The sequence below is a fragment of the Larsenimonas salina genome (assembly GCF_023736155.1).
GTDB classification, from domain to species: Bacteria; Pseudomonadota; Gammaproteobacteria; order Pseudomonadales; family Halomonadaceae; genus Larsenimonas; species Larsenimonas salina.
This window is the reverse complement of sequence record NZ_JAMLJJ010000004.1, coordinates 89,223-115,173: the sequence shown is the minus strand read 5'-3', so window position 1 is coordinate 115,173 and position 25,951 is coordinate 89,223. Positions and strand designations below refer to the sequence as shown.

Sequence of the window (25,951 nt, the reverse complement as noted above, 5' to 3'; positions counted from 1 at the left end):
GTGCGCATTATAGGCAGAAGCTGTTTGCATGTAAAAGGCGGCGTCTGGTGTTCACGGGCGGGCGGGCCTACAATGCGCGCGTTTTCCTAAAGGATGAGTGCGATGGGCGATGAGCGCGGCTATCAGCCGGGAACCGATCGGTATTTCGACGGGCTGGCCGAAAAATTCGCCGAGACGATGTACGGTGCGTCCCGCGGGAAACTGCGACTGGCGCGGGTGCAGGCGCACATTCAGGAACATATTCCGCTTGAGCCCGGTCAGCGCGTTTTGGATATCGGCGGCGGGCTCGGACAGATGAGCGCATGGGCCAAGGCGCAGGGGCTTTCGCCGGTGCTGGTCGAGCCGTCCATGGATATGCTCACCTTTGCAAGGGCCGCGCTCGGTGATGACATCCCGTGCGTTCAGTCCGACCTTCAAACCTTTGCCCGAAGTGCGGCCGAGCCGTTCGGTCTGGTGCTGTGCCACGCGATGCTCGAGTGGATGGCGCACCCGGAGGAGGCGCTGCCGCTTCTGTATTCCCAGGTCAAACCCGGCGGCTGGCTGTCGCTGATGGTGTTCAACCTCGATGCGCTCAGGTTTTCGAACATCGTTAAAGGCAACACCACCCGGGTGGTGGAAGATCGAAACCTGGCCGGCAAGGGGCGTCACAAGCGGCTTACCCCGATTTCACCGATGACCCACGATCAGGTCAGTCAGTGGATCACCGCGGCCGGCTTCGAGTGCCGGGCGGTTGCGGGCATTCGGGTCTTTCATGATTACCTGCGCGAGCGCGCCCCGGATGACAAGACGCTCGAGGAGCTTCTGGAACTCGAGACGCGCTTCGGCGCTCAGGAACCCTACTGGCGGTTTGGCCGCTACCTTCATTACTGTTTACAGCGCCCGGAGGCGTCATGAGCGAAGACCGACCTGTCTTTCAACTGCTGGCTCGTCAGGAGATCGGCCATTACGCCGCGGCGCTGTGGGTCGCGCCGCCTGAAGGCGGTGATGTCGCGCCCGGTGCGGCGGTCTGGACGGCGGATCACGCCATCGCCAACCATTACCGGGCACGCGGCATCATGGTGTTTGAGGGCATCGAACTGCCGGACGCACCGTTTGATCAGGCGCTGCTGTTCTGGCCCAAGGCGCAGGCGCTGGGTCTCTGGTGGCTGCAAACCCTCTGCAATGGCCTTGGCGAAGGTGCGTCGATCGAAATCGTTGGCGAGCATCAGGGCGGCATCAAGCGGCTGCCGAAGCTGCTCGAGGGGCTTGGGCTTGAAAGCGAGCGGCTGGATAACGCGCGTCGGTGCTCATTGTTCAAGGCCGAGGCGCGCACTGTCACGCCGGCCGAGTCGTTCAGCGCTGTAGAGTTCGACGCGTTGACGCTCAAGTCGCACCCGGGGGTGTTCGGCCACGGCAAGGTCGATGACGGCACGACGCTGATGCTCGAACATGTACCGGAATTGACCGGCGAGGTGCTGGATGTGGGCTGCGGCGATGGCATCATCGCGGCGTTCGCGGCGCGCCAGGGCGCGAATGTGACGGCCTGCGACGTCAATCATTTCGCGCTTGAGTCCACCCGTCAAACCCTTGCAGCCAACGGCCTTGAGGGTCGAGTGATTGCAAGCGATATGCTGGGCGAGGTGGATGGCCGGTTTCATGCGATTCTGACCAATCCGCCGTTTCATCAGGAGCGGGAAATCACGCTCGAGCCGACCCAGCGCATGATTCAACAGACTGCCGCCGCACTGAAGATGAAGGGCGTTTTGTATCTGGTGGCGAACGCGTTTCTGCCGTACCAAAGCGCCCTGGAAGAGGTGTTCAACGAGGTCGAGGTGCTGGCCGACAATCGCCGCTTCAAGGTCTACGCCTGCCGTTATCCGAAACGCCGCCGCTGATCGGGCGGCGGCGCGAGTACGCCCGGAGTCAGGCCTCCGGCGTCTCGTAGCGGATGTCGGTGATGAGGTAGCGGGTGGTGCCGCCGGGGGCGGCGACCTCGACATCGGCGTCCAGCGGTTTGCCGAGCAGCGCCCGCGCCAGCGGCGCATCGACACTGACCCAGCGCCTTTTGTTGTCGGTCTCATCGGGGCCGACCAGCCGCACCGTCATTTCCTCGCCGTCGTCGTCCTCGAGCGTGACCCAGGCGCCAAAGAAGACCTTTGATTGATCGTCCGGGAGCCGGTCGACCACCGTGAGGGCGTCAAGGCGCTTTTGCAGGTAGGCGATGCGGGAGATGGTCTTGTTAAGCTCACGCTTGTTGTAGGTGTAATCGGCGTTTTCACTGCGATCGCCCTGGGCGGCGGCTTCGCCGGTCTTTCTTGAAAGCTCCGGGCGGCGCACGCGGGTCAGGTGGTCAAGCAAGCCTTCGATGCGGGCAAAGCCTTCTGGGGTGATGAGGTCGGTTTTCTTTTCCTGACGCGGATCCTTGGCCGGGTCGCGCCAGCGCGTCATGTTGCGTCCCTTCATTGAAACGTTCCCGTTTTGGATGTGTCTGAGAGCCCGTGTACGTTTTCGATGTATGGGGCGGTGTCGATCATTGCAAGCGCGGGCGCGCCGATCCTCGGTTGGCGAGGCCTTCGATATGTGTCGATAATAGGCATTCGCGTTGATGTTGTATTGTGCTGTCAGAATAAGGCCCGTTGCCATGAGTGAATCCACGACCTACATGCCCCGCTTTGACCAGAGTGATGTCGACGTGGTCGACTTCGATGTCATGCAGGAGGGTTTTTTCTCCCTCGAGCGTCGCCGCTTCCGGCACGCGCGCTTCGATGGCGGCATGAGCCCGGAGATCACCCGTGAGGTGCATGTGCGCCACGATGCGGTCGGCGTCATCTTGTATGACCCGGTGCAGGACAGCATCGTCATGGTCGAGCAGTGCCGGGCAGGCGCGCTCGATGACGAGGTTTCACCGTGGTTGATCGAACCTGTGGCCGGATTGGTCGATAAATCGGAAGAGAGCCTTGAAGCAACCGCTCGCCGGGAAGCCGAAGAGGAGGCGGGATGTCAGGTCGAGGATCTGATCACGCTGTACAGCTATTACCCGAGCCCCGGCGCCTGTACCGAGAAAGTGACGCTGTTCTGTGCGTTGGTCGACAGCACCCAACTGGGTGGCGTACACGGGCTTGATGAGGAAAACGAGGATATTCAGGTTCACGTCATTGCGTTTCCCACTGCATGGGAGATGCTGATGGCGGGACGGATGAACAATGCGATGGCCATTATCGGAATGCAGTGGCTGTCGAAGGAACGCGCAAGTTTGCGCGCGAGGAGGAATCGTTGACACGAACGGCCTACGTAACCGACTTAAGGTCATTGCAGGGCGAATGTTCGGCCAATTACATTCGTCTGCTTAAATTGATCAGCGACGCCGAAGCCGGCGATGTGCGCGATATTGCGCTGTCCGGTCAGTCTCAGCGTTTTGGTACTCTGCGTATCGAAGTGCTGGAGCAGGCGCCGTACACCACCATGCTGCGTGTGCATCAAAGCGGGGTGCTCGATCACATGATCGATACGCCCAGAATGATGGTGCACCTCTATCATGATGTGCGCATGGCGGAAGTGACAGACTTCCAGCGGCTGCGTCACTTCGAGGGGCGCTACCGCTACCCCAATGCCCAGATGCACCAGCCAGACGAGAAGCTTCAGCTCAATCGCTTTCTGGGCGAATGGCTGGACCACGCCATGGCCCACGGCCATACTGCAGACCTTCCCGGGTAAGGCGGCATGTCTGCCTGATGTTTCAAGCCCTCCAGATGGTATAGATGGCCCATGCGACTTCTACAGCTGACCGACTGTCATTTGAGCGCCGACCCACGTGCCCTGTATCGGCTCGGGTTCGCTACCACGCAGCTCGAGCGGGTCATTGAAGAGGCCCGCGCGGCGCGACCGGATGTGGTGCTGGTCACCGGCGATATCAGCAACGATGACTCGCCGGCTTCCTACCAGCAGGCGGTCTCGCTCCTGTCGCGGTTTGCCTGCCCCTGGTTCTGGTTGCCGGGCAATCATGACAACCTTCAGGTCATGCGCGAGGCGCGCTCGCTGATCGAGGAAGTTGACCTCGGCCCCTGGCGGGCCTTGCTGCTCGATACGCACGTGAGCGGCGAAGTGGCCGGTGAGCTGGGCGAGGCGCAGATCGATGCCCTAGAACGAAAGCTTGAAGCCGATGACCGGCCAACCCTGATCGCGATGCACCACCCGCCGATCTCGGTGAACTCCGAATGGATGGATCAGATCCGGCTGCGCGACGAAGCCGCGTTCTGGCACATTCTTTCGACCAATCCGCAGGTTAGACTGGTGCTTGCCGGTCACGTCCATCACGCCTTTCACGGCAGCGTTCAGGGCATCGATGTATTGACCACGCCGGCGACGTCGGATCAGTTCCTGCCCGGAAGCGACCGATTCCAGCTCGACGGGGCGTCTCGCCCCGGCTATCGCATCGTCGATATTGACGGTGAAGAATGGACAAGCTGGGTCGAACGCGTCTCCATGTAAACAGCCTCGTCTCCGGGGAACGGAGGCGTTGCTCTACGGGTAGGTTTATTCCTTTATCGTCTAACGCGATGAAATTTAATTCTTTGACGTTATGAAAGCGCTTGGGTACGGTGGCATGCTCTCACTGCTGTAATACCGGTGTGCAGCGACGCTGCGTTTCGCCTTATCCAGCACGATCGTAAATTCCGACAGGGTGTTCGAGTCGCGCCCGGGCTCCCTGTCGCGTCATGTCTACTCACAGAGGTGGTTGAACGCGATGCTTTCACCAGAGCGCCAGACGCACTTGAAGCAGCTCGAAGCCGAGTCGATTCATATTATTCGTGAGGTGGCCGCCGAATTCGGTAATCCGGTCATGCTTTATTCCATTGGCAAGGATTCGTCGGTGATGCTTCACCTGGCGCGCAAGGCATTTTATCCTGGCACGCCCCCCTTTCCGCTGATGCACGTCAATACCACCTGGAAGTTCCGCGAAATGATCGAGTTTCGCGACCGGATGGCGGCCGATGCGGGCATGGAGCTGATTGAGCACATCAACGAAGAGGGCCGCGCCGCGGGCATCAACCCCTTCGAGCACGGCAGCGCCAAGTACACCGACGTCATGAAGACCCAGTCGCTCAAGCAGGCGCTGGACAAGTACGGATTCGATGCCGCCTTTGGCGGTGCGCGCCGCGATGAAGAAGCGTCCCGTGCCAAGGAACGCGTTTATTCCTTCCGCGACAAGTACCACCGCTGGGATCCTAAAAACCAGCGCCCGGAGCTCTGGAACATCTACAACGGCAAGGTCAACAAGGGCGAGTCGATCCGCGTTTTCCCGCTGTCGAACTGGACCGAGCTCGACATCTGGCAGTACATCTATCTGGAATCGATTCCGATCGTGCCGCTGTACTTCTCCGCGCCGCGCCCGGTGGTCGAGCGCGACGGCATGCAGATCATGGTCGATGACGACCGTCTGCCGCTCGAGGAGGGCGAAGTGCCTGAAGAGAAGTGGGTCCGATTCAGAACGCTTGGCTGCTACCCGCTGACCGGTGCCGTCGAATCGACCGCGGCCACACTGCCCGAGATCATTCAGGAGATGCTTTTGACCCGCACCTCCGAGCGCTCAGGCCGCGCCATCGACCACGACCAGTCCGGCAGCATGGAACGCAAGAAACGCGAAGGGTATTTCTAAGAGGCGCATCATGGCACACCAATCTTCTCTCATTGCCGAGAACATCGAGCAGTATCTGAAAGAGCACGAGAACAAGGACCTGCTGCGCTTCATTACCTGCGGCAGCGTCGATGACGGCAAGTCCACCCTGATTGGGCGGCTTCTGCACGATTCCAAGATGATCTATGAAGATCAGCTGGCGGCGATCACTCGTGACTCCAAGAAAAGCGGCACCACCGGCGACAAGGTCGACCTGGCGCTTTTGGTCGACGGGCTTCAGTCCGAACGGGAGCAGGGCATCACCATCGATGTCGCCTACCGTTTCTTTTCGACCGACAAGCGCAAGTTCATCATCGCCGACACGCCGGGACACGAGCAGTACACCCGCAACATGGCAACCGGTGCTTCCACCGCAAGCCTTGCGGTCATCCTGATCGATGCGCGCTATGGCGTGCAGACCCAGACTCGCCGCCATAGCTTTATCGCCGATCTGCTGGGCATTCAGCACCTGGTGATCGCGGTCAACAAGATGGATCTGGTCGAGTACAGCGAGGCCCGTTTCCACGAGATCGTCGAGGAATACCGCCAGTTCGCCGGCAAGCTCAATGCGCCGAACGTGCACTTCGTGCCGATGTCTGCACTCGATGGCGACAATGTGGTCAACCCGAGCGAGCACATGAGCTGGTTCGAGGGGCAGCCGCTTTTGTCACTGCTCGAAACCGTCGAGATCAAGCACGACAGTAACCTCGATGATCTGCGCCTTCCGGTGCAGTACGTCAACCGCCCGAACCTCGATTTCCGCGGCTACTGCGGCACGCTCGCAGCCGGCGTTCTGCGCCCGGGCCAGCAGGTGAAGGCGCTGCCGTCCGGCAAGACCTCTACGGTCGAGCGGGTGGTGACGTTTGACGGCGACCTCGATGTGGCCTACCCGGGTCAGGCCGTGACCGTCACGCTTGAGGATGAAATCGACATTTCCCGCGGCGACTGGCTGGTCGAGGCCTCGGCCAACGTGCCGGAATCCAACGCCTTCACCGCCGACATCGTCTGGATGCACGATCAGGCCATGGTTCCCGGCCGCGTGTACGACATCAAGATCGGCACTCGAGAAGTCAGCGGGCAGATCACGGACATCGAGTACCAGATCGACATCAACACGCTGGAGCACCACTCTGCCGGCGAGCTGGCGCTCAACGCCATTGGCCGCTGCAATGTGGAGCTGACAGCGCCGGTACCGGTCGACAACTACCGCAAGAGCCCGGGCACCGGCAGTTTCATCGTGATCGACCGGTTGACCAACGTCACCGTCGGCGCCGGTATGGTGACCGGGGCGTTGACCTCCACCGCGCGTGCCGAGGACGTTGACTGGCGTGGATTTGAGGTCGAGCTCAATGCGCTGGTGCGTAAATACTTCCCGCACTGGGAAGCGAAGGACGTTCGCGAGCTGTTCAAGAAGTAACCCGGCGACACGTTCGATACGATGTACGCATCATGAAACGCCCGGCCCTGGCCGGGCGTTTTTTATTGAGCGCGGTTATCAGGCCTGAGGCGGCCGGCCCTGGGTAGCGTTTTTTTATAGTGATGGTCTGGAATGATGCAATGACGAGTGAAAAACGGACGCTTCTGGCCATGGTCGGGTTATCGATGCTGACCCAGGCCGCTGGCGCACGCGCGGAAGTAACGCTGCTCTCGCCCGCTGAGCAGCCTCGCACAGGGCTTGAGCATGTCGAGGTCAAGGTTGGTGGCAGTATCCGGGCGCAGTATTTCAATGAGCTGGGAGGGCTGGACGATGGCAGCTATAAGCATCGCGGCTACGACGGCGGCACGCGATTTCGTCTGCACGTCAACTACCACGTAAGCAAGGATCTGACGCTTCTGAGCTACGCCGAGCTGGGGGTGAATACAGCGAAGGTCATGGGCTGGGATAACCACTACGACCGGGACAGCTCGGACAGTGCAACGACGCGTCGACAGGTCTATGTCGGGTTTGAAAGCGAGCGCTACGGCCGCCTGACCGCGGGCAAGCAGAACAGCGTCTATTACGATACCGTGGGTGTTAGTACCGATGTGTGGGACTACAACCAGTTCGCTCAGGCCCCGGGGGTCGGTGTGAATGGGAGCTACGATGGCTCCTACCGCGCGCGCAAGAGTCTTCGTTATTCCACCGGCACCGATGAGGTCACGGTCTTTGTCGGCTGGCTGTTTCCCGACGACGACCTGCATCTCGATGGCCCTTACGACTACCGCCGTCGCAGCGGTGGCTCTATCGGCCTGAGATGGCACCTTACCGAGGACTTGACGCTCGGGGCGGCCTACGCCAACACCTCCGCCGAAATAAAGACCAGCGGCAATCAGCATGCCTTTCGTCAGCATTTGATCGGGAGCTCGCTGACCTGGACCGGTGGGAACTGGTACCTTGCTGTGGGCGCCGGCTATTACGACGATTTCGTGCCGGCATCCTCAGGCGGGGTCGATGACTATTTTGCAAGCGACGCCTACGGGGTGGAGTACATCGCTCGCTACAGTGTTCAGCTCGAGAGCGACTGGGTTCAAAGCATCAAGCCCTTTTTCGCCGGCGACCGCTTGAAGCGTATGGGCCGCGCCGACGCTCAGAGCAACCATCAGGTGCTGGGCGTGACTGCTCAGTTCAACCATGGCTTCCGGCTTGATCTCGAGCGCATCTTTGCCAACACCTCGGACAATGAGCCCGATTCCGTGTTGGCAAGGCTACGCTACGATTTCTAGCGCACCTGAAATCAGCCGCTGCGTCCTCGTTCAAGGCGCCGGAGTGCGTATTGAGCGGTTACGCACTCAAACGCAGCGAGGCCATCAACGCGCCTTCACCATCGAAGGCATCAATACGCGCGTCGTTGCCTGCCGCGCCGCCCTGGATCTGCCAAAGGCTAGAAAGCGCGGTCATATCGAGGGTCAGGCGAACGTCGTCACTGCCCAGATCCCAATGGGTGCGCGTGCGGCTCGAATGCGACAGCCGTGCGGTGTGCCGGTGCACTCCGGCGGCGGTCGGCAGAAGGAATTCAGCGCAGCGGGCGCTAGATACCGATCGGTCTACAAGGTGTGCGACGTCGTTCGGGCTGCACTGCCGGCTGTACTGGCCTTCCAGGACACGATCGAGCTCAAGCGCGCTCAGGCCACTTTGCTCCAGCAGGGCGCGATAGTCGTTATCGTGCTGCACCGTGGGCCATGTCTTGAGTATTTGAGCGTGAGCCATCTGTCGCGCCGGTGCGGCAATGCGTTGAACGAAGGTCGGCACCTGATCGAGCGTTTTATCCAGAAGCCACGACCAACCGGTTGCTTGAAGATCGAGCCCGTGCAAGGTGTGCAGTGCTGTTCCGAAGCGGTCGAATACCTGAAGCACCCAGCCTTCGGTAAAGCGCCCCTGAAAGCGCCGACGCAGGCATGCCCAGTGCCAGTGGGGTAACAGCCACTGCATGGTAAGGCCATTATGCGCCGACAACGCCGCGCTTTGCTCGTTGCCACGCACCGTCATTCGCTGGGTATGACTTGTCAGGGTGGCGTACCGGCTGCGGGTGCTGATGCTCAGATGACCCAAGCGGGGCAGGGCCAGCGCCAGATCGCACGGGGTAAGCGAAAGGCCGTGAACCTCTTCCCCCAGGGTCTCGGTGTCATCGAGCCGGGCCGCCATCAAACGCCCCTCGCTTACGCCGAGGGCCTGTGCCAGGCGGTAACTGTCCCAGTGCGGTGCGCGAAGACGCGCTTCATGATAGGCCGCGCGCAGTGCGATGGTGTCGTTCATGCAAGGCCCTCCCGCCACAGCGTGGCGCGTACGATCTGGAGATTATGTCATTTGGTAATGAGAATTTTTATCAATTAATGTCGCGCCGTCAAGGTTCATCTGCAAAAAGGCGCGTTATGTAGGGTCGACCTGCGGCTCAAGCGTTGTACGAAGCGCACTTGGCGAGGTCTCAAAGTGCTGCTGCCACTGTCGACGAAGCTGACGTGGCGTCAAGCCAACGTCGTCGGCGATGCGTTCGATCGGACGCTTTGTTTCTAGAATCAACTGGCGCGCCTGCGCCAGCCTGAGCCGGGTCAGCCACGAATGAGGTGAAAAGCCGGTGTGCTGAGTGAATAGTCGGGTCAGTTGGCGCGGGCTCATACAGGTGTTTTCAGACATGGCTTCGAGCGTCCAGGGGTGAGCGAGGGTGCTGCAAAGCTCGTCCTGAAGCCGGTGCAAGCGTTCATGTACGTGATTTCGCCCTTCAAGCCATGGGCTCAATTGGGGCTCCTGACCGCTTCGGCGCAGGTAGAGCACCATATCCCGAGCCACTGCCATTGCAATTCGAGCGCCGAGCGTGCGCTGAACCCAATAGAGGGCGGTATCGATGCCGGTTGAAATGCCGGCGCTGGTCAGTACGCGGCGATCCTCGACAAAAATACAGTCGTCCTGAATGAGTGCCTTTGGGGCAAGCGCGCGCAACGTTTCGCGCAGCCGGTGGTGTGTGGTGCAGCGGTGGCCGTCAAGAAGTCCGGCCTGCCCCAGAAGCAGGGCACCCGAACACACCGCCATGATGGTGGCCGCGTACCAAGCGTTGTGTTTGAGCCAGTAAAGGCAGGCGTTGCGCGTTGCGGGGTCGAGGTATGTGCGGTCGTGGCCGGGCACGATCAGGAGGTCTGTTTCCTCGAGTGTTTCGGGCAGCGGCGCAATGCCCGAAAGTGACAGGCCGCCGAACCAGTCGATTGAGGCATGGGGGCCGATAAAGCGAAGCGTGAGTTCTTTATCGTGAGAGGCCGCGCTCAAAAAAACCTGCAACGGCCCGGCCAGGTCCAGAGGCACCTGACCGGGCAACATTAAAATCGAAATTCTAGGTGGCTTGGGCTCAGCCGACACGCTCATGCTCCGGTTCGTCGATGTATTGTTCCAGCGTACTGCACACGGTCGATACTGTAAGGATGCGCGCAAAGCGGCCCTCGAGTGCGAGTTCGGTGTGAGCGCGAATGGCCTCGGCGGAATACGTGTGCCCACCCCGTGTCATGGGGAAGGTCAGCGTGGCGTCACTGATGAAGTCGACATCATACCCCAGGTCGCTTGCAACTCGTGCAGTGGTTTCGCAGCACTGCTCCGTTCGAATACCACTGATGAGCAGGCGGGTGATGTTGCGCTGTCTCAGGAAGCGATCTAGGCCGGTGTCGGTAAAGGCGTTGTGTGCTGTTTTGGTCAGGCTAACGGCCGGTGTGAATGACAACTCACCAAGTGGGCATATCTGGCCGTTGACGGGATCGAAGGGGCCGCCGCTTTCTGGTGCGGTGTGAAAGATCGCAACGATAGGAATACCGGCGAGGGTTGCGGCATCCAACAGTGTCTGCTGCTTGCCTATCCAGCAATCGGCAAGTTGCTGATCCCAGAAAGGCCGAGATGTGAAGGATACCTGGGCATCGATGATCAATAGGGCAGTGTTCATGAGGCGCTCCTGACGTGACCTGAACGGCTGTGGGGGTGAGGTCTCATCATGATGGATATACGTGCTCAAGAACGGACGCCCGCAGCACAAGAGCGGGCGTTTCGAGTCATGTCCGAAGGCGCTTTGCTCAGTCACGCTCGGCGATCACCACTGCGCGGCGGGGGGCAGGGTGGCCTTCGACCGTGCGAGTGGGGTCTTCTGGGTCGAGAAAGTCCTTGAGCGATTGATAGGTCATCCAGTCGGTGGCGCGCTGTTCCTCAAGTGAGGTCGGTGCTTCATCGACGACCCGTACGTTGCTGAAGCCGCAGCGCTTAAGCCAGTGTGCGAGCGCCCTGGAGGAGGGCAGGAAGTAGACGTTGGGCATCTGCGCGTAGCGCTCGCCCGGCACTAAAACCGTATTTTCATCGCCTTCGACCACCAGCGTCTCCAGCACCAGTTCACCCCCGGGGCGCAGCGTATCCCTCAGTTCGAGCAGGTGATCGAGGGGCGAGCGGCGGTGGTAGAGCACGCCCATCGAGAAGGTGGTGTCGAAACTGGCAAGGCCTGTGGGCACGTCTTCGATGCCAACAGGAATGAAGTGCACGTTGGGCGCGTGAGTGCCCATGAGCTGTTTGATGGCGTGGAACTGGCAGTAAAAGCGCGGCGAGGGGTCGATGACCAGCACGAAGGCGGCGCCGGCGCCGGCCATGCGGAAGCCGTGGTAGCCGTTCCCGCCGCCGACATCGAGCACTCGTCGGTGGGTCAGATCGCTCAAATGCGGGGCGAGGCGGTCCCATTTCCAGTCCGAGCGCCATTCGGTGTCGATCACCGTAGTGCCGACGCGGTACGGCCCCTTGCGCCAGGGGGCCAGCGCCTGCAGCAGGTTGTGGCAGCGCGTTTGAAGCCCGTCCGGCAGGGCAGCGTCGATGGTGACGTGGGGCGCGTTCAAATCGATGCGCACGCCGTCGAGCGCCGGAAACTTGTCGAGAATACGCAGCCAGCCGGGCAGGTCGCCGTGGCGACGGGTGTCGAGGCCGTGGGCGAGCTGGTCGGGCAGGCGGGCAAGCCAGGTTGGCAGTTCCTGATCGAGCACGGCCTGATACAGCGCCTGCTCGCGTTTGGAGAGCGTCATGCGGCCTCCGGCTTGAAGGCGAGGAGCGAGGCGAAGTTCAGGTGTTGAAACCAGGGGGTCACGCCGACCAGGCCGGCACGCTCCAGCCGGTCAATGTGGGTCGACATCGAATCCGTGATCATGACGTCCTCGAGCGCGCTGCGCTTCTGGCTGATTTCCATGTCGCTGTAGCCATTGGCGCGCTTGAAATCGTGGTGCAGGTCGAACAACAGCCGTTCGGCGTCCTCGTTGTCGAATCGAACCTTCTCGGACAACACCAGCACACCACCGGGTTTCAAGGCCTCGGCCAGAAGAGCGATCACGGCGTCGCGTTCCTCGGGCGGCAGAAATTGCAGCGTGAAGTTCAAAACGATCATGTCGCTTGGGGCGTAGTCGATGTAGCGTATGTCACCCTCGCGTAGCTGAACGCGATGCATCGGGTGATGTGACGCGAGCGTGTCACGGGCACGGGCGATCATGGCCGGTGAGAGATCGATGGCATCGAGCGTGAACGCCTCGGGCGGAAGCTGCTGGCAGATGGCCAGTGTGCAGGCCCCGAGCGAACAGCCGAGATCGTGAATATGGCCGCCTTCGGGCACGAACCGTTTGGCAACGACGCCGATCATGCCGATGATCTGGCCGTAACCGGGCACTGATCGCCGGATCATGTCAGGAAAGCATTGGACGACCTGCTCGTCGAACGAGAAACTCGCAACCTCGTCGAGGGGTGTCGTAAAGAGCGCGTCGCGGTAAGATGGCTCAGGCATAGGACTAAATGATACCTAAGATATGGAATGAATTACGGGAAACGCCATTGATGGCGTCCGTCACATGGGGTCAATGACCCTAGTCTACGCTGACGGCTTCCCTGCTGCACGTCCAAGGAGAGCACCTTTAATGTCGATTCGTGAAACACGTGCCTGGCAGGCACTTGAAACCCATTACCATCAGGATATGAAAGACGTTCACCTGCGCGACCTGATCGCGCAGGATGCGCGCTTTGAGACGTTTTCCAAGCGCGCGGCCGGCATCATGCTGGACATGTCCAAGCAGCGCATGCAGCCCAAGACCCTCGAGCACCTGCTGGCGCTTGCAGAAGAAAGCGGCATGAAGGAGGCCATCAAGGGGCTCTTTTCCGGAGAGCGGGTCAACAAGACCGAAGATCGCCCGGCGCTGCATACTGCGCTTCGCCTGCCGAAGGACGCCGAGCTGCGCGTGGAAGGCCAGAACGTGGCCGCTGACGTGCATGAAACGCTCGAGCGCATGGCCGTGCTGGTCGATAAGGTTCACGCCGGCCAGTGGCGCGGTGCGACCGGCAAGCCGGTCACCGACGTGATCAACCTCGGTGTGGGCGGCTCCGACCTCGGCCCGCTGATGGTCTCCAACGCCCTTGATGCGTTCGCCCCGCGCGACATCCACCACGTGAACGTGCATTTCGCCTCGACCATCGACGGTTCCCAGCTTGCGGAGCTGTTGCCGAAGGTCGACCCGGAAACCACGCTGTTCATTCTGTCCTCGAAATCCTTTGGCACCATCGACACCCTGTCGAACGCCGAAACGGCGCTCGAGTGGCTCAAGTGGTCGCTGAAAGGCTCCAAGGAAGCGTTCATCAAGCAGCAGCACTTCATCGGCGTATCGACCAAGCCGGAGAAAATGAGCGAGTGGGGCATTCACGAGAACCACCAGCTTTTGTTCTGGGACTGGGTGGGCGGCCGTTATTCGCTCTGGAGCGGTATCGGGCTTCCGATCGCGCTGCACATCGGCATGGAAGGCTTCGAGCGCCTGCTGGCAGGCGCGCATTCAATGGACGAGCACTTCCGTACCGCGCCGCTCGAGGACAACCTGCCGGTGCTGTTCGGTCTGGCTGGCATCTGGAACGTTAACTTCCTGAATATCCGCTCGCTGGCGGTACTGCCCTACGACGGTCGACTCAAGTCGCTGCCGGGCTATTTCCAGCAGCTCGAGATGGAATCCAACGGGAAGTCCGTCACCAACGACACTGAGCTGGTGGACTACTCGACCTGCCCGGTCATCTGGGGCGAGATCGGTCCGAACGGTCAGCACGCGTTCTATCAGCTGCTGCACCAGGGAACGCAGTCAGTGGCCTGTGACTTTATCGTTCCGATCGAGCGCTACGATTACATCGAAGACGAAGAGCTGCGTCAGGACCTGAAAGCCCAGCACCGCCTGTCGCTGTCTAACTGCTTTGCCCAGTCTCGCGTACTGATGCTCGGTGACGATGCGGTCAGCGGGGGAAATCAGGACGCGCCGGCCTACAAGCGGTATCAGGGCAACCAGCCGTCCTCGACGCTTCTGATCGAGCAGCTCACGCCGGAAACGCTCGGGGCACTGGTCGCACTCTACGAGCACAAGGTGTTCGTTCAGGGCACCGTCTGGAACATCGATTCCTTCGACCAGTGGGGCGTCGAGCTTGGCAAGCAGATTGCCAACGAGACCGAGGAAATCCTGCGCACCCGCAAGGGCAGCGATGCGATGGACGCCTCCACCCGTCATTTGATCGACACCGTCTGGGCCCACACTGACCGCGGCTGAGCCCGGCCGGTGATCGGCGAACCAGACGTGCCGTCAGGCACCTTCAGACCGCTGCCAACACAGCGGTCTGTTGTATAAAAGTGCTGTTTGCATGTACAGTATTCGACCAAAGAGCGTGAGGGTGGACATCATGCATGCTGTCGATAATGTGCTCTATCTGCATGGCTTCAACAGTCATCCAACGGCCCATAAATGCACGTTGACGCGCAGGGCCTGCGAGCAGGCAACGCCTTGCCCTGAGTTTCGCGCACCGTACCTGGTGCCGGACCCGGACAGGGCCTACGCCACTGCCGAGGCTGAACTCAAGGCCTTGAACGGGCGCACGCTGATCGTTGGCAGTTCGTTGGGTGGGTTCTTGGGTCTCTATTTGGCAAGCCGCTTCGATGTGGCTGCACTTGCCCTGATCAACCCGGCGGTACGGCCGTCTCGCCTGGCCAGGGCCTGGGTCGGCACCGAGCACGAAAACCCCTACACCGGCGATATCTGCGTCGTTACCGAGCGTTTCGAGCAGGCGCTTGCCGCGATGGAGCTCGAACGGCCCGCGGCAATCGAGCGCTGCCTGACCCTTTTCGGTACCGCTGATGAAACGCTGGATTACCGTGACGCCGAGGCTTTTTTGAACGGCGCGCGTGTATTGATCAGCGAAGGCGATACGCACGGGCTTGACCGCTACGCGGAGTTTCTGCCCGAGGTGCTCGCCCACGGCGGCTTGCGCGTGAGTCAGGACGCCATCAATCAATGTTTGTCTTAATCATCTGGAAGTCATGAGCGAATACAGTGCCAGTGCCATCGAGGTGCTTTCGGGGCTCGAGCCCGTCAGAAAACGCCCTGGGATGTACACCGAAACCTCTCGTCCGAACCATCTGGTTCAGGAAGTCGTTGATAACAGTGTCGATGAGGCGCTGGCCGGGCATGCCCACGAGATCACCATTCGGCTGATGGACGATGGGGGCATCGAGGTCAGCGACGACGGTCGCGGCATGCCGACCGATATTCACCCCGAGCACGGTGTGAGCGGCATCGAGCTGATCCTTACTCGCCTGCACGCCGGCGGTAAGTTCTCGACCTCCAACTACCGCTTTTCGGGCGGTCTGCACGGCGTCGGGGTATCGGTGGTCAACGCGCTGTCGACCCGGCTTGAAGTCGAGGTCTTTCGCGGTGGCATCCGGCAGTCGATTGCTTTCGAGAAGGGCGAGAAAGCCGAAGAACTGCACCAGATTGGCACCTGCCCCAAGAAAACCACGGGTACAACCGTACGTTTCTGGCCGGAAGCAGGCTATTTCGATGTGGCCAAGGTCTCGGTGCCCAGGCTTTCCCATCTGCTCAGAGCCAAGGCCGTGCTGTGCCCGGGCCTCAAGGTCACGCTGGTCGACACCGACGGCAGCGAAACGGTCTGGCAGTTCGAGGCCGGTCTGCGGGATTACCTCACTCAGGCCACCGATGGCTATGAGGTGGTGCCGAGCGCGCCGTTCATGGGCAGTTTCGAGGATGAGTCTCACGCGGTCGACTGGGCCATTCAGTGGTTGCCCGAAGGCGGCGACGGATTGCTCGAGTCCTACGTCAACCTGATTCCGACCCCCCTTGGCGGCACCCACGTCAACGGCTTTCGAAGCGGGCTGGTCGACGCGCTACGTGATTTCTGCGACTACCGCGGTCTTCTTCCCAAGAACGTGAAGTTGACCGGCGACGACATCTGGGAGCGCTGCGCCTTCGTGCTGTCGGTCAAGATGCACGACCCGCAGTTCGCCGGCCAGACCAAGGAACGGCTGTCGTCTCGAAGTGTGGCGGCGTTCGTGTCCGCGGTGGTCAAGGACGCCTTCTCACTGTGGCTCAACGAGCATACCGCCGACGGTGAGGCGATTGCCGAGCTTGTGATCAGTGCCGCCCAGCGCCGTATGCGGTCCTCCAAGAAAGTCGCCCGTAAAAAGGTCACGCAGGGGCCGGCGCTGCCCGGAAAGCTTGCCGATTGCAGTGGTCAGGACCCAGCGCGCAGCGAGCTGTTTCTGGTCGAGGGGGACAGCGCCGGCGGCAGCGCCAAGCAGGCGCGCGACCGCGACACTCAGGCGATTCTGCCGCTCAAGGGCAAGATCATGAACACCTGGGAGGTTGACTCCCACGACGTGCTCGCATCGCAGGAAATCCATGACATCGCCGTGGCGCTCGGCCTTGACCCCGGAAGTCCGGACCTTGAGAAACTGCGCTATCACAAGGTGTGCATCCTGGCCGATGCCGATTCGGACGGCCTTCACATCGCAACGCTCTTGTGCGCACTGTTCGTGCGTCATTTCCCGGCGCTGGTCGATGCCGGCCATGTGTTCGTGGCCATGCCGCCGCTGTATCGGATCGATCTGGGCAAGGAAGTGCATTACGCCCTCGATGAAAGCGAAAAAAGCGCGATTCTTGCAAAGCTTGAAGGCAAGCGCGGCACGCCCAACGTCCAGCGTTTCAAGGGGCTTGGCGAGATGAGCCCGCTCCAGCTTCGAGAAACCACCATGGCCGCGGACACCCGACGACTTGTTCAGCTTACCCGCGAGGCGGGCGATCAGACCGACGCCATTCTGGACAAGCTACTGGCCAAGAAGCGCTCGGCGGATCGTCGGGCCTGGCTCGAGAGCTACGGCAATATGGCCGACATCGAACTTTAACGGCGCATCTTTCGGACACCGGGTGCCATGGCCGCCTTCCTCTGGCCGGGACGGCTCGGTACCGCTAACCCAGTTTCGACATCCTGCGGCGCCGGACCCTGAGTCCGGTGATCGAGGCTTGACCAACAAGGCATGAACTCAATGAGCATGGATATTCATGTGCAGGAGGGCGACGTCGAACGTCTTTCTCTTGGAAGTTATACCGAAAAGGCGTACCTGGATTACTCCATGTACGTCATCCTTGATCGAGCGCTGCCCCACATCGGCGACGGGCTTAAACCCGTGCAGCGCCGCATCGTGTACGCCATGCGGGAGCTCTCGCTCAGCGCTTCGGCGAAGTACAAGAAATCAGCGCGTACTGTGGGCGATGTGCTCGGCAAGTTCCATCCGCACGGCGACAGCGCGTGCTATGAAGCGATGGTGCTGATGGCGCAGTCCTTCAGCTACCGCTACCCGCTGGTGGACGGGCAGGGCAACTGGGGCAGCCCGGACGATCCAAAGTCGTTCGCGGCCATGCGCTACACCGAAGCGCGGTTGTCGCGCTTTTCAGAGGTGCTGCTCGACGAGCTCGGCCAGGGCACGGTCGATTGGACGCCAAACTTCGACGGCACCATGAACGAGCCTGAAGTGCTGCCCGCGCGCCTGCCGCATGTGCTGCTCAATGGTGGCTCCGGCATTGCGGTTGGCATGGCGACCGACATTCCGCCGCACAACGTACGCGAAGTGGTCAAGGCGGTCATTCATCGCCTGCGTCATCCGGGCTGTACGCTTGAATCGCTCTGCAAGCACCTGCCTGCGCCGGACTTTCCAACCAGTGCGGAAATCATCACCTCGCGCGCCGATCTCGTGAAGATGTATTCGACCGGTCGGGGCTCGGTCAAGATGCGGGCTCGGTTCGAGCGAGAAGACAACGACATCGTGATCAAGGCGCTGCCGTATCAGGTCTCCGGGGCCAAGGTGCTTGAGCAGATCGCGGCCCAAATGCAGGCCAAGAAGCTGCCGATGGTTGCGGATCTTCGCGATGAATCCGACCACGCCGAGCCGACGCGGCTGGTGATCGTGCCGCGCTCGAATCGGGTCGATGTCGATGCGTTGATGGCGCACCTGTTCGCCACCACGGATCTTGAGAAGAACGCGCGGGTCAACATGAACATGATCGGCCTTGATGGTCGGCCTCGGGTCATGGCGCTGCCGGATCTGCTCGATGAGTGGCTGAGCTACCGTCGCCAGACCGTGACGCGAAGGCTCGAACATCGCCTTGGCAAGGTCAACGATCGCCTTCATCTGCTCGAAGGGCTCTTGACCGCGCACCTTAATATCGACGAGGTGATTCGCATCATCCGCGAGGAAGATGCGCCAAAACCTGCATTGATTGCCGCGTTTGGCCTCAGCGAGCGCCAGGCCGAGGCCATTCTCGAGCTGAGGCTTCGTCATCTGGCCAAGCTCGAGGAAATCAAGCTTCGCGCCGAGCAGGAGGAGCTGATGGCCGAGCGCGACCGGCTCGAGCAATTGCTGGGCAGTGAAGACGCACTGACCGATCTGATCGAGAAGGAACTCAAGGCTGACGGCAAGGCCTACGGCGATGAGCGCCGGTCACTGTTGGTCGAACGTGATGACGCCAAGGCGTTGTCCGAAGTCGAACTGCTGGGCGCCGACCCGGTCACGGTGGTGCTCTCTGAGAAGGGCTGGATTCGCTCGGCGAAAGGTCACGATATCGACCCTGCGAGTCTCTCGTTCAAGTCGGGTGACCGCTTCCATCGCTACGCCCGAGGCAAGACCAATCAGCCGTTGGTATTGCTGGATGACAATGGGCGCGCCTACACACTCTCCGCCCACGATCTACCGTCGGCGCGAGGGCAGGGTGAGCCGGTGACCGGCCGTGTTACCCCGCCCTCGGGCGCGCAGATGGAGGCCGTGCTGCTGGATGCTCCAGAGACCCGCTACGTGCTGGCCTCTGACGCAGGGTATGGTTTTATTACCACGCTAGGTGACATGACCGGGCGCAACAAGGCAGGCAAGGCGGTCGTGACGCTGCCCAAGGGCTGCGCGATACTGCCGCCGTGTCGGGCGCTTGAAACCGAGCGGTCTCGTCTGGCGCTTGTGTCGAATGAAGGTCGACTGCTGCTGTTTGCGTTAAGCGAGCTGCCGGCGATGACCAAGGGCAAGGGCAGCAAGATGATCGATATTCCAGGCACTCGGGCCACCAATCGCGAAGAGCTTGTCCGCGATATGGTCATCGTGCCGGAGGGCGGTGTGCTCAAGGTGCATGCCGGCAAGCGGACCATGACGCTCAAGGGCGATGATCTCGATTATTATCAAGGTGAGCGCGGACGCCGGGGCAGCAAGCTGCCCAAGGGGTTTCAGAAGGTCGACCGGCTCGATGCCGAGTCGTAAGCGCTCACGGAGTGAACTCAGGAACTGCCATGACACAACGACTGCTTTTCAGAGCGACGGGCAGCGCCCGTCCGGGCCAACTTGCGGCCTTGGGTGAGGCGCTGGCGCTGGCCGGCGCCCGGCTTTTGGACATCAATCAAAGCGTGACGTTTGATATCGTCACCCTCGAGGCGCTGGTGGCGCTCGAGGACGACTACGCCCAGCCCGAGGCGCTGACCGGCATGATCGACCATGCCAGCGAACGAACCGGCCTTGCGATTCAGGCGGTGCAGGTCTCTCCCGAGGATTATGCCGGCTGGAGTGACAACGCCGGTCGGCCGAGGTTGATCATGACGCTTCTGGCACCGACGCTTCCGGCGCAGGTGTTGAGCGAGGTTGGCCGCATGACGGCGGCCCATGATCTGACCATCGAATTGATTCATCGTCTGTCCGGGCGAGAGTCGCTCGATGGCGAGGTCACGGAAAAGGGCGCCTGTGTCGAGATCTGGTTGCGTGGCGAGGTGGATATCGATGGTCTTCGCCGCGTGGCGCTGGATGTGGGCAGCACTCACGGTGTCGATATTGCCATTCAGGAAGACAGCATCTGGCGACGGCACCGGCGTGTGATCTGCTTTGACATGGACTCGACCCTGATCAAGACCGAAGTGATCGATGAGCTCGCTCGGCGCCATGGCGTGGGTGACGAGGTGGCGGAAATTACCGAGCGTGCCATGCGCGGTGAGCTCGATTTCAAGCAGAGCTTTCGCGCGCGGATGAGCAAGCTCGCGGGGCTGGATGAGTCGGTGCTCGAAGACATCGCCGAGAACCTGCCGCTGATGGATGGCGTTGAGGAGTTGATGCGCCAGCTCAAGCGCCTTGGCTATCGCACCGCGATTCTCTCCGGGGGCTTTACCTATTTTGCCCATTACCTTCAAAAGCGTCTGGGCTTTGATGAGGTACATGCCAACGAGCTGATCATCCAGGATGGCAAGGTAACAGGCGAGGTGGCCGAGCCGATCGTCGATGCCGACCGCAAGGCGCAACTGCTTTCAGAGATTGCCGAGCGTGAGGGCATTTGCCTCGAGCAGACCATTGCTGTCGGCGATGGCGCCAACGATCTCAAGATGCTGGCGACCGCCGGCCTTGGCATCGCCTTTCGTGCAAAACCGCTGGTGCGCGAACAGGCCCGTCAGTCGATTTCGACGCTGGGGCTCGACGCCGTACTGTATTTGATCGGGTACCGCCGGCAGGATCTGGAGGCCCTCGAGTCACCTTAAGCTTTCGTTGGTCGCGTCGATAATGAGGTCATTCCCTGTTTCCGGGCAGTCTACCTCAAAGGATGCATAACGGATGACCCCATCGACCGACCAGCGCTCCATCGACATTGTCTCTCCCGGTCGCGTTGCCGATACCCTGAGTGGCCTGACCGGCAAGACCTACGACATCACCATCGAGCTTGAGGGCGACGCCCATCGACACCCCGTTGACGTTGTCCATATCGACACCGAACGCCAGGTGTTCGCACTCGATATCTCGGCGCTCGGCTCAGCGATCAAACAGCTTACCGAAGAAAACCGCCGCTTTTCGCTGATTGCCCGGCGCGCCAGTGAAACCATTTCGATCCACGACCTCACGGCCGGTCGGGTGGTTACGCGGGGCGCCAATATCGGCGTGGTCTGCGACATGCCAGCCCAGCTCAATATCGTAAGAGAGCGCAGCTTTTTTCGGGCACAGCTCAGCGCCGGCATGTACGTCAAGGTAAAGATAAAGACTCGCGAGGATCTGCCGCCCTTGATGGCGGTGCTCAAAAACCTCTCGATCGGCGGGTGTCTGATCGAAATGGCGCTGAAAGACGCCGTGCTCTTGAAGGTCGGGCAATCGCTTCCGGTCGTTCGGGCGATCTTTCCCAACGAAGAGGCCTTTGATGCGCCCTGTGTGGTGCGCCACCTTCGAAGTGATACCGAAAACATGACGGCGCTGGTCGGTTTGCAATACACCGCCTCCTATCAGGAATTCGAGCGCAATCTTTGGCAGTACGTGCGTGAAATCGAGCGGGAAGCCGCTCGACGCGACCTACAGGACGATGAGACAAGCTCCACGCTTTGGCCTTCACCGCTGTTTCAGACCAGTAACGGTGAGGTTCAGGCGGTGCCTGAGTTGAGTCCCAAAAAAAGCACGGTGACCTGTGCAGCGGGCATGGCGCTCAAGCAGGTCTCGGACTACCTGAACATTCAGATGGTCGATCTCTCAAACGGCGGTGCCTTCAACTACGAGCAGCTTGCCTCCTGCGCCAATACGCTGGTCGAGCTGCTTGAAACCGACCGGCAGGACGTGCTCTATAAAGTGGCCTGCATTCGGGGGCAATCGCCCTTGGTCATGCACTCGATCACGGTTGCAGTAAAGCTTGCCGATCTTGCCATGTTCGGTGGGCTTGCCAAGGCCCGTGCGGTCGAGATGGCCGCCGGGGCACTGATTCATGACATGGGCAAGGCCATGCTCCCTCACGATGTGTTGATGGCCAAGGGCAAGTTGACCGAGGCGCAGCGCAGTGAGTTGCATCGCCATGTCTCGCTGATCGAGCAGCGCCTGATCGGTAATGAAGAAGGGCCAAACGGGGTCTATCGAGACATTGTCTGCCGCATCAATGAGCGTCTGGATGGTAATGGTTATCCTGCGGGCGTGGACGCTGCGTCGCTTTCCGATGAAGCGCGCATGGCGGCGGTGGTCGATGTGATCGACGCCATGACCCGCAATCGCGCGGATCGTCCGGCGTGGCAGGTGATCGATGCCTACCGCTACATTTTCAGCCAATCCGAGAAATTCGATAACCAATGGGTCAACCGTTACATCAAGCGATTCGGGTTCTATCCGATTGGCTCGCTGGTGCGTTTTTCAAACGGGTTTCTCGCCTGGATCATGCGTCACGACGATGAGGGGCAGCCGTCTCAGGTCAAGGTGGCGTATAACGTGCGCCGCAAGATGCGCATGGATGACATCATCAAGAAGGCCGATTTTCCCCAGTTGGGTGATTTGAGCGGGGCGGCCGACCCTAATACCTTCGCATTAACTCCCCGCTGAGTCCCGCCTAGGCAAGGGCGGGCGTTATCCCCCTGGGTTGACTAGACTGATCGCCATCGACGCTTCGGCGACGACCGATCACTCAACGCTCAGGGGGCGCCTCCATGACGTCACGGCACGCACCGGTTATTCCACCCCACATGCTTGACGCGCTGGCGCGCCACGGCGCAGGCCATCTCAAATCACGCGCACAAAACACGCTGTCGATCGACCAGCAGTTTCGCCAGCCGATGTCGGCGCGGGCCAAGGCGAGCCTCATTCATCAGAATTACCCCGATAGCGCCCCCGGCGCCCCGGCACGCTATATCTTCGATGCCAATCATCAAACGCGCCTGCCCGGTGAGCTGGTGCTTGAAGAAGGCGGGGCACTCTTGGACGACCCGCAGGTGGTTGAGGCTTACGAGGATCTCGGGGCGACCTACCGTTTCTTTCATGACGTGATGGGCCGTCACTCGATCGATGGCGAGGGCATGGCGTTGTTGGGAACCGTTCATTACGGCCAGGAGTATCAGAACGCGTTCTGGAACGGCGAACAGATGGTGTTCGGTGATGGCGATGGCGAGGTGTTCCTGCCCTTTACCCGCGCGCTCGACGTCGTGGCGCACGAACTGACTCACGGGGTGACGGAGCTGACGGCGGGCCTTGAATACCGTGATCAGCCCGGGGCGCTGAACGAGTCGATTTCCGATGTGTTCGGCGTCATGGTCAAGCAGTACGCCCGCGGTGAGGACGTGACCCAGGCCGACTGGCTGATCGGGGCGGATCTTCTGGCGGAAGGCGTCAACGGCAAGGCGCTGCGCTCGATGTCCGCACCGGGAACGGCCTACGACGACCCGATGCTTGGCAAGGACCCGCAGCCTGCGCACATGGATCAGTTCGTGAATACGCGCAGTGACAACGGCGGCGTACACATCAATTCAGGCATCCCTAACCACGCGTTCTATCTGATTGCGATGGAACTGGGTGGCAACAGCTGGGAAACCGCCGGCCAGATCTGGTACGACACATTGACCGACGAGCGGCTGGCAAGCGATGCCCAGTTCATCGATTTCGCCGGGCTTACGATGGCCCACGCGACGCAGCGCTTTGGCCAGCGGGTGGCGGAAGCGGTCATGAACGGTTGGAAACAGGTCGGTATCGGGCCTTGAGGAGGGCTCATGACTCGCTTTGAAGATTTATCCCGTTTCACACGCGTTTGCATCACTCGAGAGGGCGGGCTGGTTGCCGCGCCCGGGTTAATGCGTCCGCGTACTTTTGATGTGGTCGAATGCAGCTCCGATGAACAGAACGCGCTGTGTCACTGGCTCAATGAAGGCGAGCGCATCGGCCGGGAGGCATCCCCTGGGCGGGGTGATCAGCGCTATTTTCGAATCTGTCTCTACAAGGACCGAGACGGCGAGGCGTCGCCGGATGAGGAGCTGAATGTCCCCGAGGACGCGGCGCCTGCGGGCGTAAAAGCCCTTTGGGAAGAGGGGCGCATCGAGCCGCTATAGCCGGGTCTTGTTGGGTCTATTGGGTTCCTCGCGAGCGAGTGTCGGCACCAGGAAACCGGGCAGTCTCGTCTGAAGGGCGCCCATTAGCTCATGGGCCCTGGTGTCTGAGACGTGAAAGTGGGCTGCGCCGTCGACCTTGTCGAGCACATGCAGATAGTAGGGGCGAACATCCACTTCGAATAGCCGTTCGGACAGCGCCTCGAGAGCATCTACGGTGTCGTTGACGCCCTCAAGCAGAACGCTCTGGTTCAAGAGTGTCACACCCGCTGCGCGCAGGCGCTGACACGCGTGCGCCATGGCGTCGTCGATCTCGTTGGCGTGATTGATGTGCAGCACCATCACCGGCTTGAGTCGGCTTGAGGTCAATACCTTCACTAATTGCTCGGTGACCCGGTCGGGGATGACCACGGGCAGCCGTGTGTGCACGCGAAGTCGGGTGAGGTGTGGAATGCGCTCGAGTTTATCGATCAGCGCTTCAAGGTAGTTGTCCGGTGCGACAAGAGGGTCACCGCCGGAAAGAATGACCTCTTTGAGGCTGGTGTCGCGTCTTAAATACTCGAGTGATTCATCCCATTGCGCCTGGGAAAGGGTGTGTTCCCCATAGGGAAAATGCCTCCGGAAACAGTATCGGCAGTTGACCGCGCAGGCGCCTGATACGATGAAAAGCACTCGCCCGTGGTATTTGTGGATGATGCCGGGCGCCGGCGTATGCTCGGCCTCCTCGAGCGGGTCTTGGGTGAAGCCTGCGACCTGTTCCGTTTCACGGCCAGTCGGCAGCACCTGCCTAAGCAGCGGGTCGTTCGGGTCGCCCGGTCGCATGCGGCGCGCGTAAGCCTCCGGGACGCGGGTCGAGAACAGGGCATGCCCTTGACCTGCATCCGCCATTAACGTCGCCGGAAGGCCGAGCGCGTCCAGCAGCGCAGCCGGAGTGCGGTAGGCCTGCTTGAGCTGAATTCGCCAGTCATCGACGGCAGGGACCTGCACGAGAGGGACAGTTCGGGTTATCATCGGCACACTTTGAACATCATGAATTCATTCAACGACGCATCGACGTCGAGTCACTGAGTCATGGCCGATCCCATGATCGGCCCGAGCGAGGCATTATGGCGAACTATTCTACCAACGAATTCAAGTCCGGTCTGAAAGTCATGCTGGATGGCGACCCCTGCAGCATCGTCGACAACGAATTCGTCAAACCCGGCAAGGGCCAGGCGTTCAACCGGGTCAAACTGCGTAACCTGATGACCGGTCGTGTCTGGGAACGCACGTTCAAGTCCGGCGAATCCATCGAAGGGGCGGACGTGCTCGACCTGGACATGGAGTATCTCTATAACGACGGCGAAATGTGGCACTTCATGAAGACCGACGGCTCGTTCGAGCAGTACGCGGCGGACAAGAAAGCCGTGGGTGAGAGCGAGAAGTGGTTGAAGGAGCAGGTGAGCTACACCATCACGCTCTGGAACGACAACCCGATCTCGGTCGCGCCGCCGAACTTCATCGAGCTTACAGTGACCGAAACCGATCCGGGTCTCAAGGGCGATACCGCCAACGGCGGCTCGAAGCCTGCCACGCTTTCGACCGGCGCGGTCGTTCGTGTGCCGCTGTTCATCAATGAAGGTGAAGTGCTCAAGATTGACACCCGCTCTGCGGAGTACGTCGGTCGCGCCTGA

The 25,951-nt window shown here is 60.8% G+C and carries 24 protein-coding genes; 17 read left to right on the top strand and 7 right to left on the bottom strand.

Going from position 1 to position 25,951, the window contains the following annotated elements:
* Positions 1 to 102 precede the first annotated feature (102 nt).
* Together NAT23_RS09480 and NAT23_RS09475 are read left to right on the top strand one after the other, a co-directional pair.
* Entirely contained in the window at positions 103 to 894 is a 792-nt protein-coding gene (locus NAT23_RS09480) for a methyltransferase domain-containing protein (RefSeq protein ID WP_251927767.1), read from the top strand.
* Entirely contained in the window at positions 891 to 1,874 is a 984-nt protein-coding gene (locus tag NAT23_RS09475) for a class I SAM-dependent methyltransferase (protein WP_251927766.1), read from the top strand. The genes NAT23_RS09480 and NAT23_RS09475 overlap by 4 nt, the downstream gene beginning before the upstream one ends.
* Positions 1,875 to 1,902: 28 nt before the next feature.
* On the opposite strand, the gene greB is transcribed toward NAT23_RS09475, so the two are convergent.
* On the bottom strand, positions 1,903 to 2,442 hold the full coding sequence (gene greB / locus NAT23_RS09470) for a transcription elongation factor GreB (protein ID WP_251927765.1): 540 nt from the start codon (positions 2,440 to 2,442) through the stop codon (positions 1,903 to 1,905).
* Positions 2,443 to 2,620: 178 nt separating this feature from the next.
* Here greB and NAT23_RS09465 point away from each other — a divergent pair, with 178 nt between their 5' ends.
* From NAT23_RS09465 to NAT23_RS09440, 6 genes are all read left to right on the top strand, one after another.
* Positions 2,621 to 3,256 (top strand): NUDIX domain-containing protein, encoded by a 636-nt coding sequence (locus tag NAT23_RS09465; protein WP_251927764.1) that lies wholly within the window; start codon positions 2,621 to 2,623, stop codon positions 3,254 to 3,256.
* Complete coding sequence (locus NAT23_RS09460) at positions 3,253 to 3,693, top strand: DUF1249 domain-containing protein (protein ID WP_251593864.1); 441 nt, start codon at positions 3,253 to 3,255, stop codon at positions 3,691 to 3,693. Before NAT23_RS09465 ends, NAT23_RS09460 begins: the two co-directional genes overlap by 4 nt.
* Before the next feature lie 51 nt (positions 3,694 to 3,744).
* The gene (locus NAT23_RS09455) at positions 3,745 to 4,467 is read left to right on the top strand and encodes a phosphodiesterase (RefSeq protein ID WP_251593862.1); all 723 of its coding nucleotides are present in this window, start codon (positions 3,745 to 3,747) and stop codon (positions 4,465 to 4,467) included.
* A gap of 256 nt (positions 4,468 to 4,723) precedes the next feature.
* Positions 4,724 to 5,635, top strand: a complete 912-nt coding sequence (gene cysD / locus NAT23_RS09450) for a sulfate adenylyltransferase subunit CysD (protein ID WP_251593861.1) — start codon at positions 4,724 to 4,726, stop codon at positions 5,633 to 5,635.
* Between the two features lie 10 nt (positions 5,636 to 5,645).
* A complete protein-coding gene (gene cysN, locus NAT23_RS09445) occupies positions 5,646 to 7,070 on the top strand; it encodes a sulfate adenylyltransferase subunit CysN (protein ID WP_251927753.1) in 1,425 nt (474 codons plus the stop codon).
* Between the two features lie 140 nt (positions 7,071 to 7,210).
* Positions 7,211 to 8,356, top strand: coding sequence for a porin (locus NAT23_RS09440; RefSeq protein ID WP_251927751.1), 1,146 nt, complete (start codon positions 7,211 to 7,213; stop codon positions 8,354 to 8,356).
* Positions 8,357 to 8,414: 58 nt separating this feature from the next.
* Here NAT23_RS09440 and NAT23_RS09435 read toward each other — a convergent pair whose 3' ends face one another.
* From NAT23_RS09435 to cmoA, 5 genes are all read right to left on the bottom strand, one after another.
* Positions 8,415 to 9,386, bottom strand: coding sequence for a ChuX/HutX family heme-like substrate-binding protein (locus NAT23_RS09435; RefSeq protein ID WP_251927750.1), 972 nt, complete (start codon positions 9,384 to 9,386; stop codon positions 8,415 to 8,417).
* A gap of 114 nt (positions 9,387 to 9,500) precedes the next feature.
* Positions 9,501 to 10,484, bottom strand: coding sequence for a GlxA family transcriptional regulator (locus NAT23_RS09430; protein ID WP_251927749.1), 984 nt, complete (start codon positions 10,482 to 10,484; stop codon positions 9,501 to 9,503).
* Positions 10,468 to 11,049: an isochorismatase family protein gene (locus tag NAT23_RS09425; RefSeq protein ID WP_251927748.1), complete on the bottom strand. Its 582-nt coding sequence runs from the start codon at positions 11,047 to 11,049 to the stop codon at positions 10,468 to 10,470. The genes NAT23_RS09430 and NAT23_RS09425 overlap by 17 nt, the downstream gene beginning before the upstream one ends.
* Positions 11,050 to 11,176: 127 nt before the next feature.
* Positions 11,177 to 12,160, bottom strand: a complete 984-nt coding sequence (gene cmoB / locus NAT23_RS09420) for a tRNA 5-methoxyuridine(34)/uridine 5-oxyacetic acid(34) synthase CmoB (protein ID WP_251927747.1) — start codon at positions 12,158 to 12,160, stop codon at positions 11,177 to 11,179.
* On the bottom strand, positions 12,157 to 12,906 hold the full coding sequence (gene cmoA / locus NAT23_RS09415) for a carboxy-S-adenosyl-L-methionine synthase CmoA (protein WP_251927746.1): 750 nt from the start codon (positions 12,904 to 12,906) through the stop codon (positions 12,157 to 12,159). The genes cmoB and cmoA overlap by 4 nt, the downstream gene beginning before the upstream one ends.
* 130 nt (positions 12,907 to 13,036) lie before the next feature.
* Between cmoA and pgi the strand changes: the two genes are divergently transcribed.
* The 8 genes from pgi to NAT23_RS09375 all read left to right on the top strand — a co-directional run bounded on the left by pgi (position 13,037) and on the right by NAT23_RS09375 (position 24,281).
* Complete coding sequence (gene pgi, locus NAT23_RS09410; RefSeq protein ID WP_251927745.1) at positions 13,037 to 14,692, top strand: glucose-6-phosphate isomerase; 1,656 nt, start codon at positions 13,037 to 13,039, stop codon at positions 14,690 to 14,692.
* A 130-nt stretch (positions 14,693 to 14,822) separates the two neighbouring features.
* A complete protein-coding gene (locus NAT23_RS09405; RefSeq protein WP_251927743.1) occupies positions 14,823 to 15,443 on the top strand; it encodes a YqiA/YcfP family alpha/beta fold hydrolase in 621 nt (206 codons plus the stop codon).
* A gap of 13 nt (positions 15,444 to 15,456) precedes the next feature.
* Positions 15,457 to 17,337 carry a DNA topoisomerase IV subunit B gene (parE, locus tag NAT23_RS09400; RefSeq protein ID WP_251927742.1) on the top strand — a complete coding sequence of 627 codons (1,881 nt, stop codon included), beginning with the start codon at positions 15,457 to 15,459 and terminating at the stop codon, positions 17,335 to 17,337.
* Between the two features lie 141 nt (positions 17,338 to 17,478).
* On the top strand, positions 17,479 to 19,731 hold the full coding sequence (parC, locus tag NAT23_RS09395) for a DNA topoisomerase IV subunit A (RefSeq protein WP_251927740.1): 2,253 nt from the start codon (positions 17,479 to 17,481) through the stop codon (positions 19,729 to 19,731).
* Positions 19,732 to 19,760: 29 nt separating this feature from the next.
* Positions 19,761 to 20,987 (top strand): phosphoserine phosphatase SerB, encoded by a 1,227-nt coding sequence (serB, locus tag NAT23_RS09390; protein WP_251927738.1) that lies wholly within the window; start codon positions 19,761 to 19,763, stop codon positions 20,985 to 20,987.
* 73 nt (positions 20,988 to 21,060) lie between these two features.
* Positions 21,061 to 22,788 (top strand): HD domain-containing phosphohydrolase, encoded by a 1,728-nt coding sequence (locus NAT23_RS09385; RefSeq protein WP_251927736.1) that lies wholly within the window; start codon positions 21,061 to 21,063, stop codon positions 22,786 to 22,788.
* A gap of 104 nt (positions 22,789 to 22,892) precedes the next feature.
* A complete protein-coding gene (locus tag NAT23_RS09380) occupies positions 22,893 to 23,936 on the top strand; it encodes a M4 family metallopeptidase (protein ID WP_251927734.1) in 1,044 nt (347 codons plus the stop codon).
* Between the two features lie 9 nt (positions 23,937 to 23,945).
* A complete protein-coding gene (locus tag NAT23_RS09375; RefSeq protein ID WP_251927732.1) occupies positions 23,946 to 24,281 on the top strand; it encodes a protealysin inhibitor emfourin in 336 nt (111 codons plus the stop codon).
* On the opposite strand, the gene epmB is transcribed toward NAT23_RS09375, so the two are convergent.
* A complete protein-coding gene (epmB, locus tag NAT23_RS09370) occupies positions 24,276 to 25,289 on the bottom strand; it encodes an EF-P beta-lysylation protein EpmB (protein WP_251927730.1) in 1,014 nt (337 codons plus the stop codon). The genes NAT23_RS09375 and epmB overlap by 6 nt on opposite strands.
* Positions 25,290 to 25,384: 95 nt before the next feature.
* On the opposite strand from epmB, the gene efp reads away from it, so the two are divergent.
* Positions 25,385 to 25,951 (top strand): elongation factor P, encoded by a 567-nt coding sequence (gene efp / locus NAT23_RS09365; RefSeq protein WP_251593826.1) that lies wholly within the window; start codon positions 25,385 to 25,387, stop codon positions 25,949 to 25,951.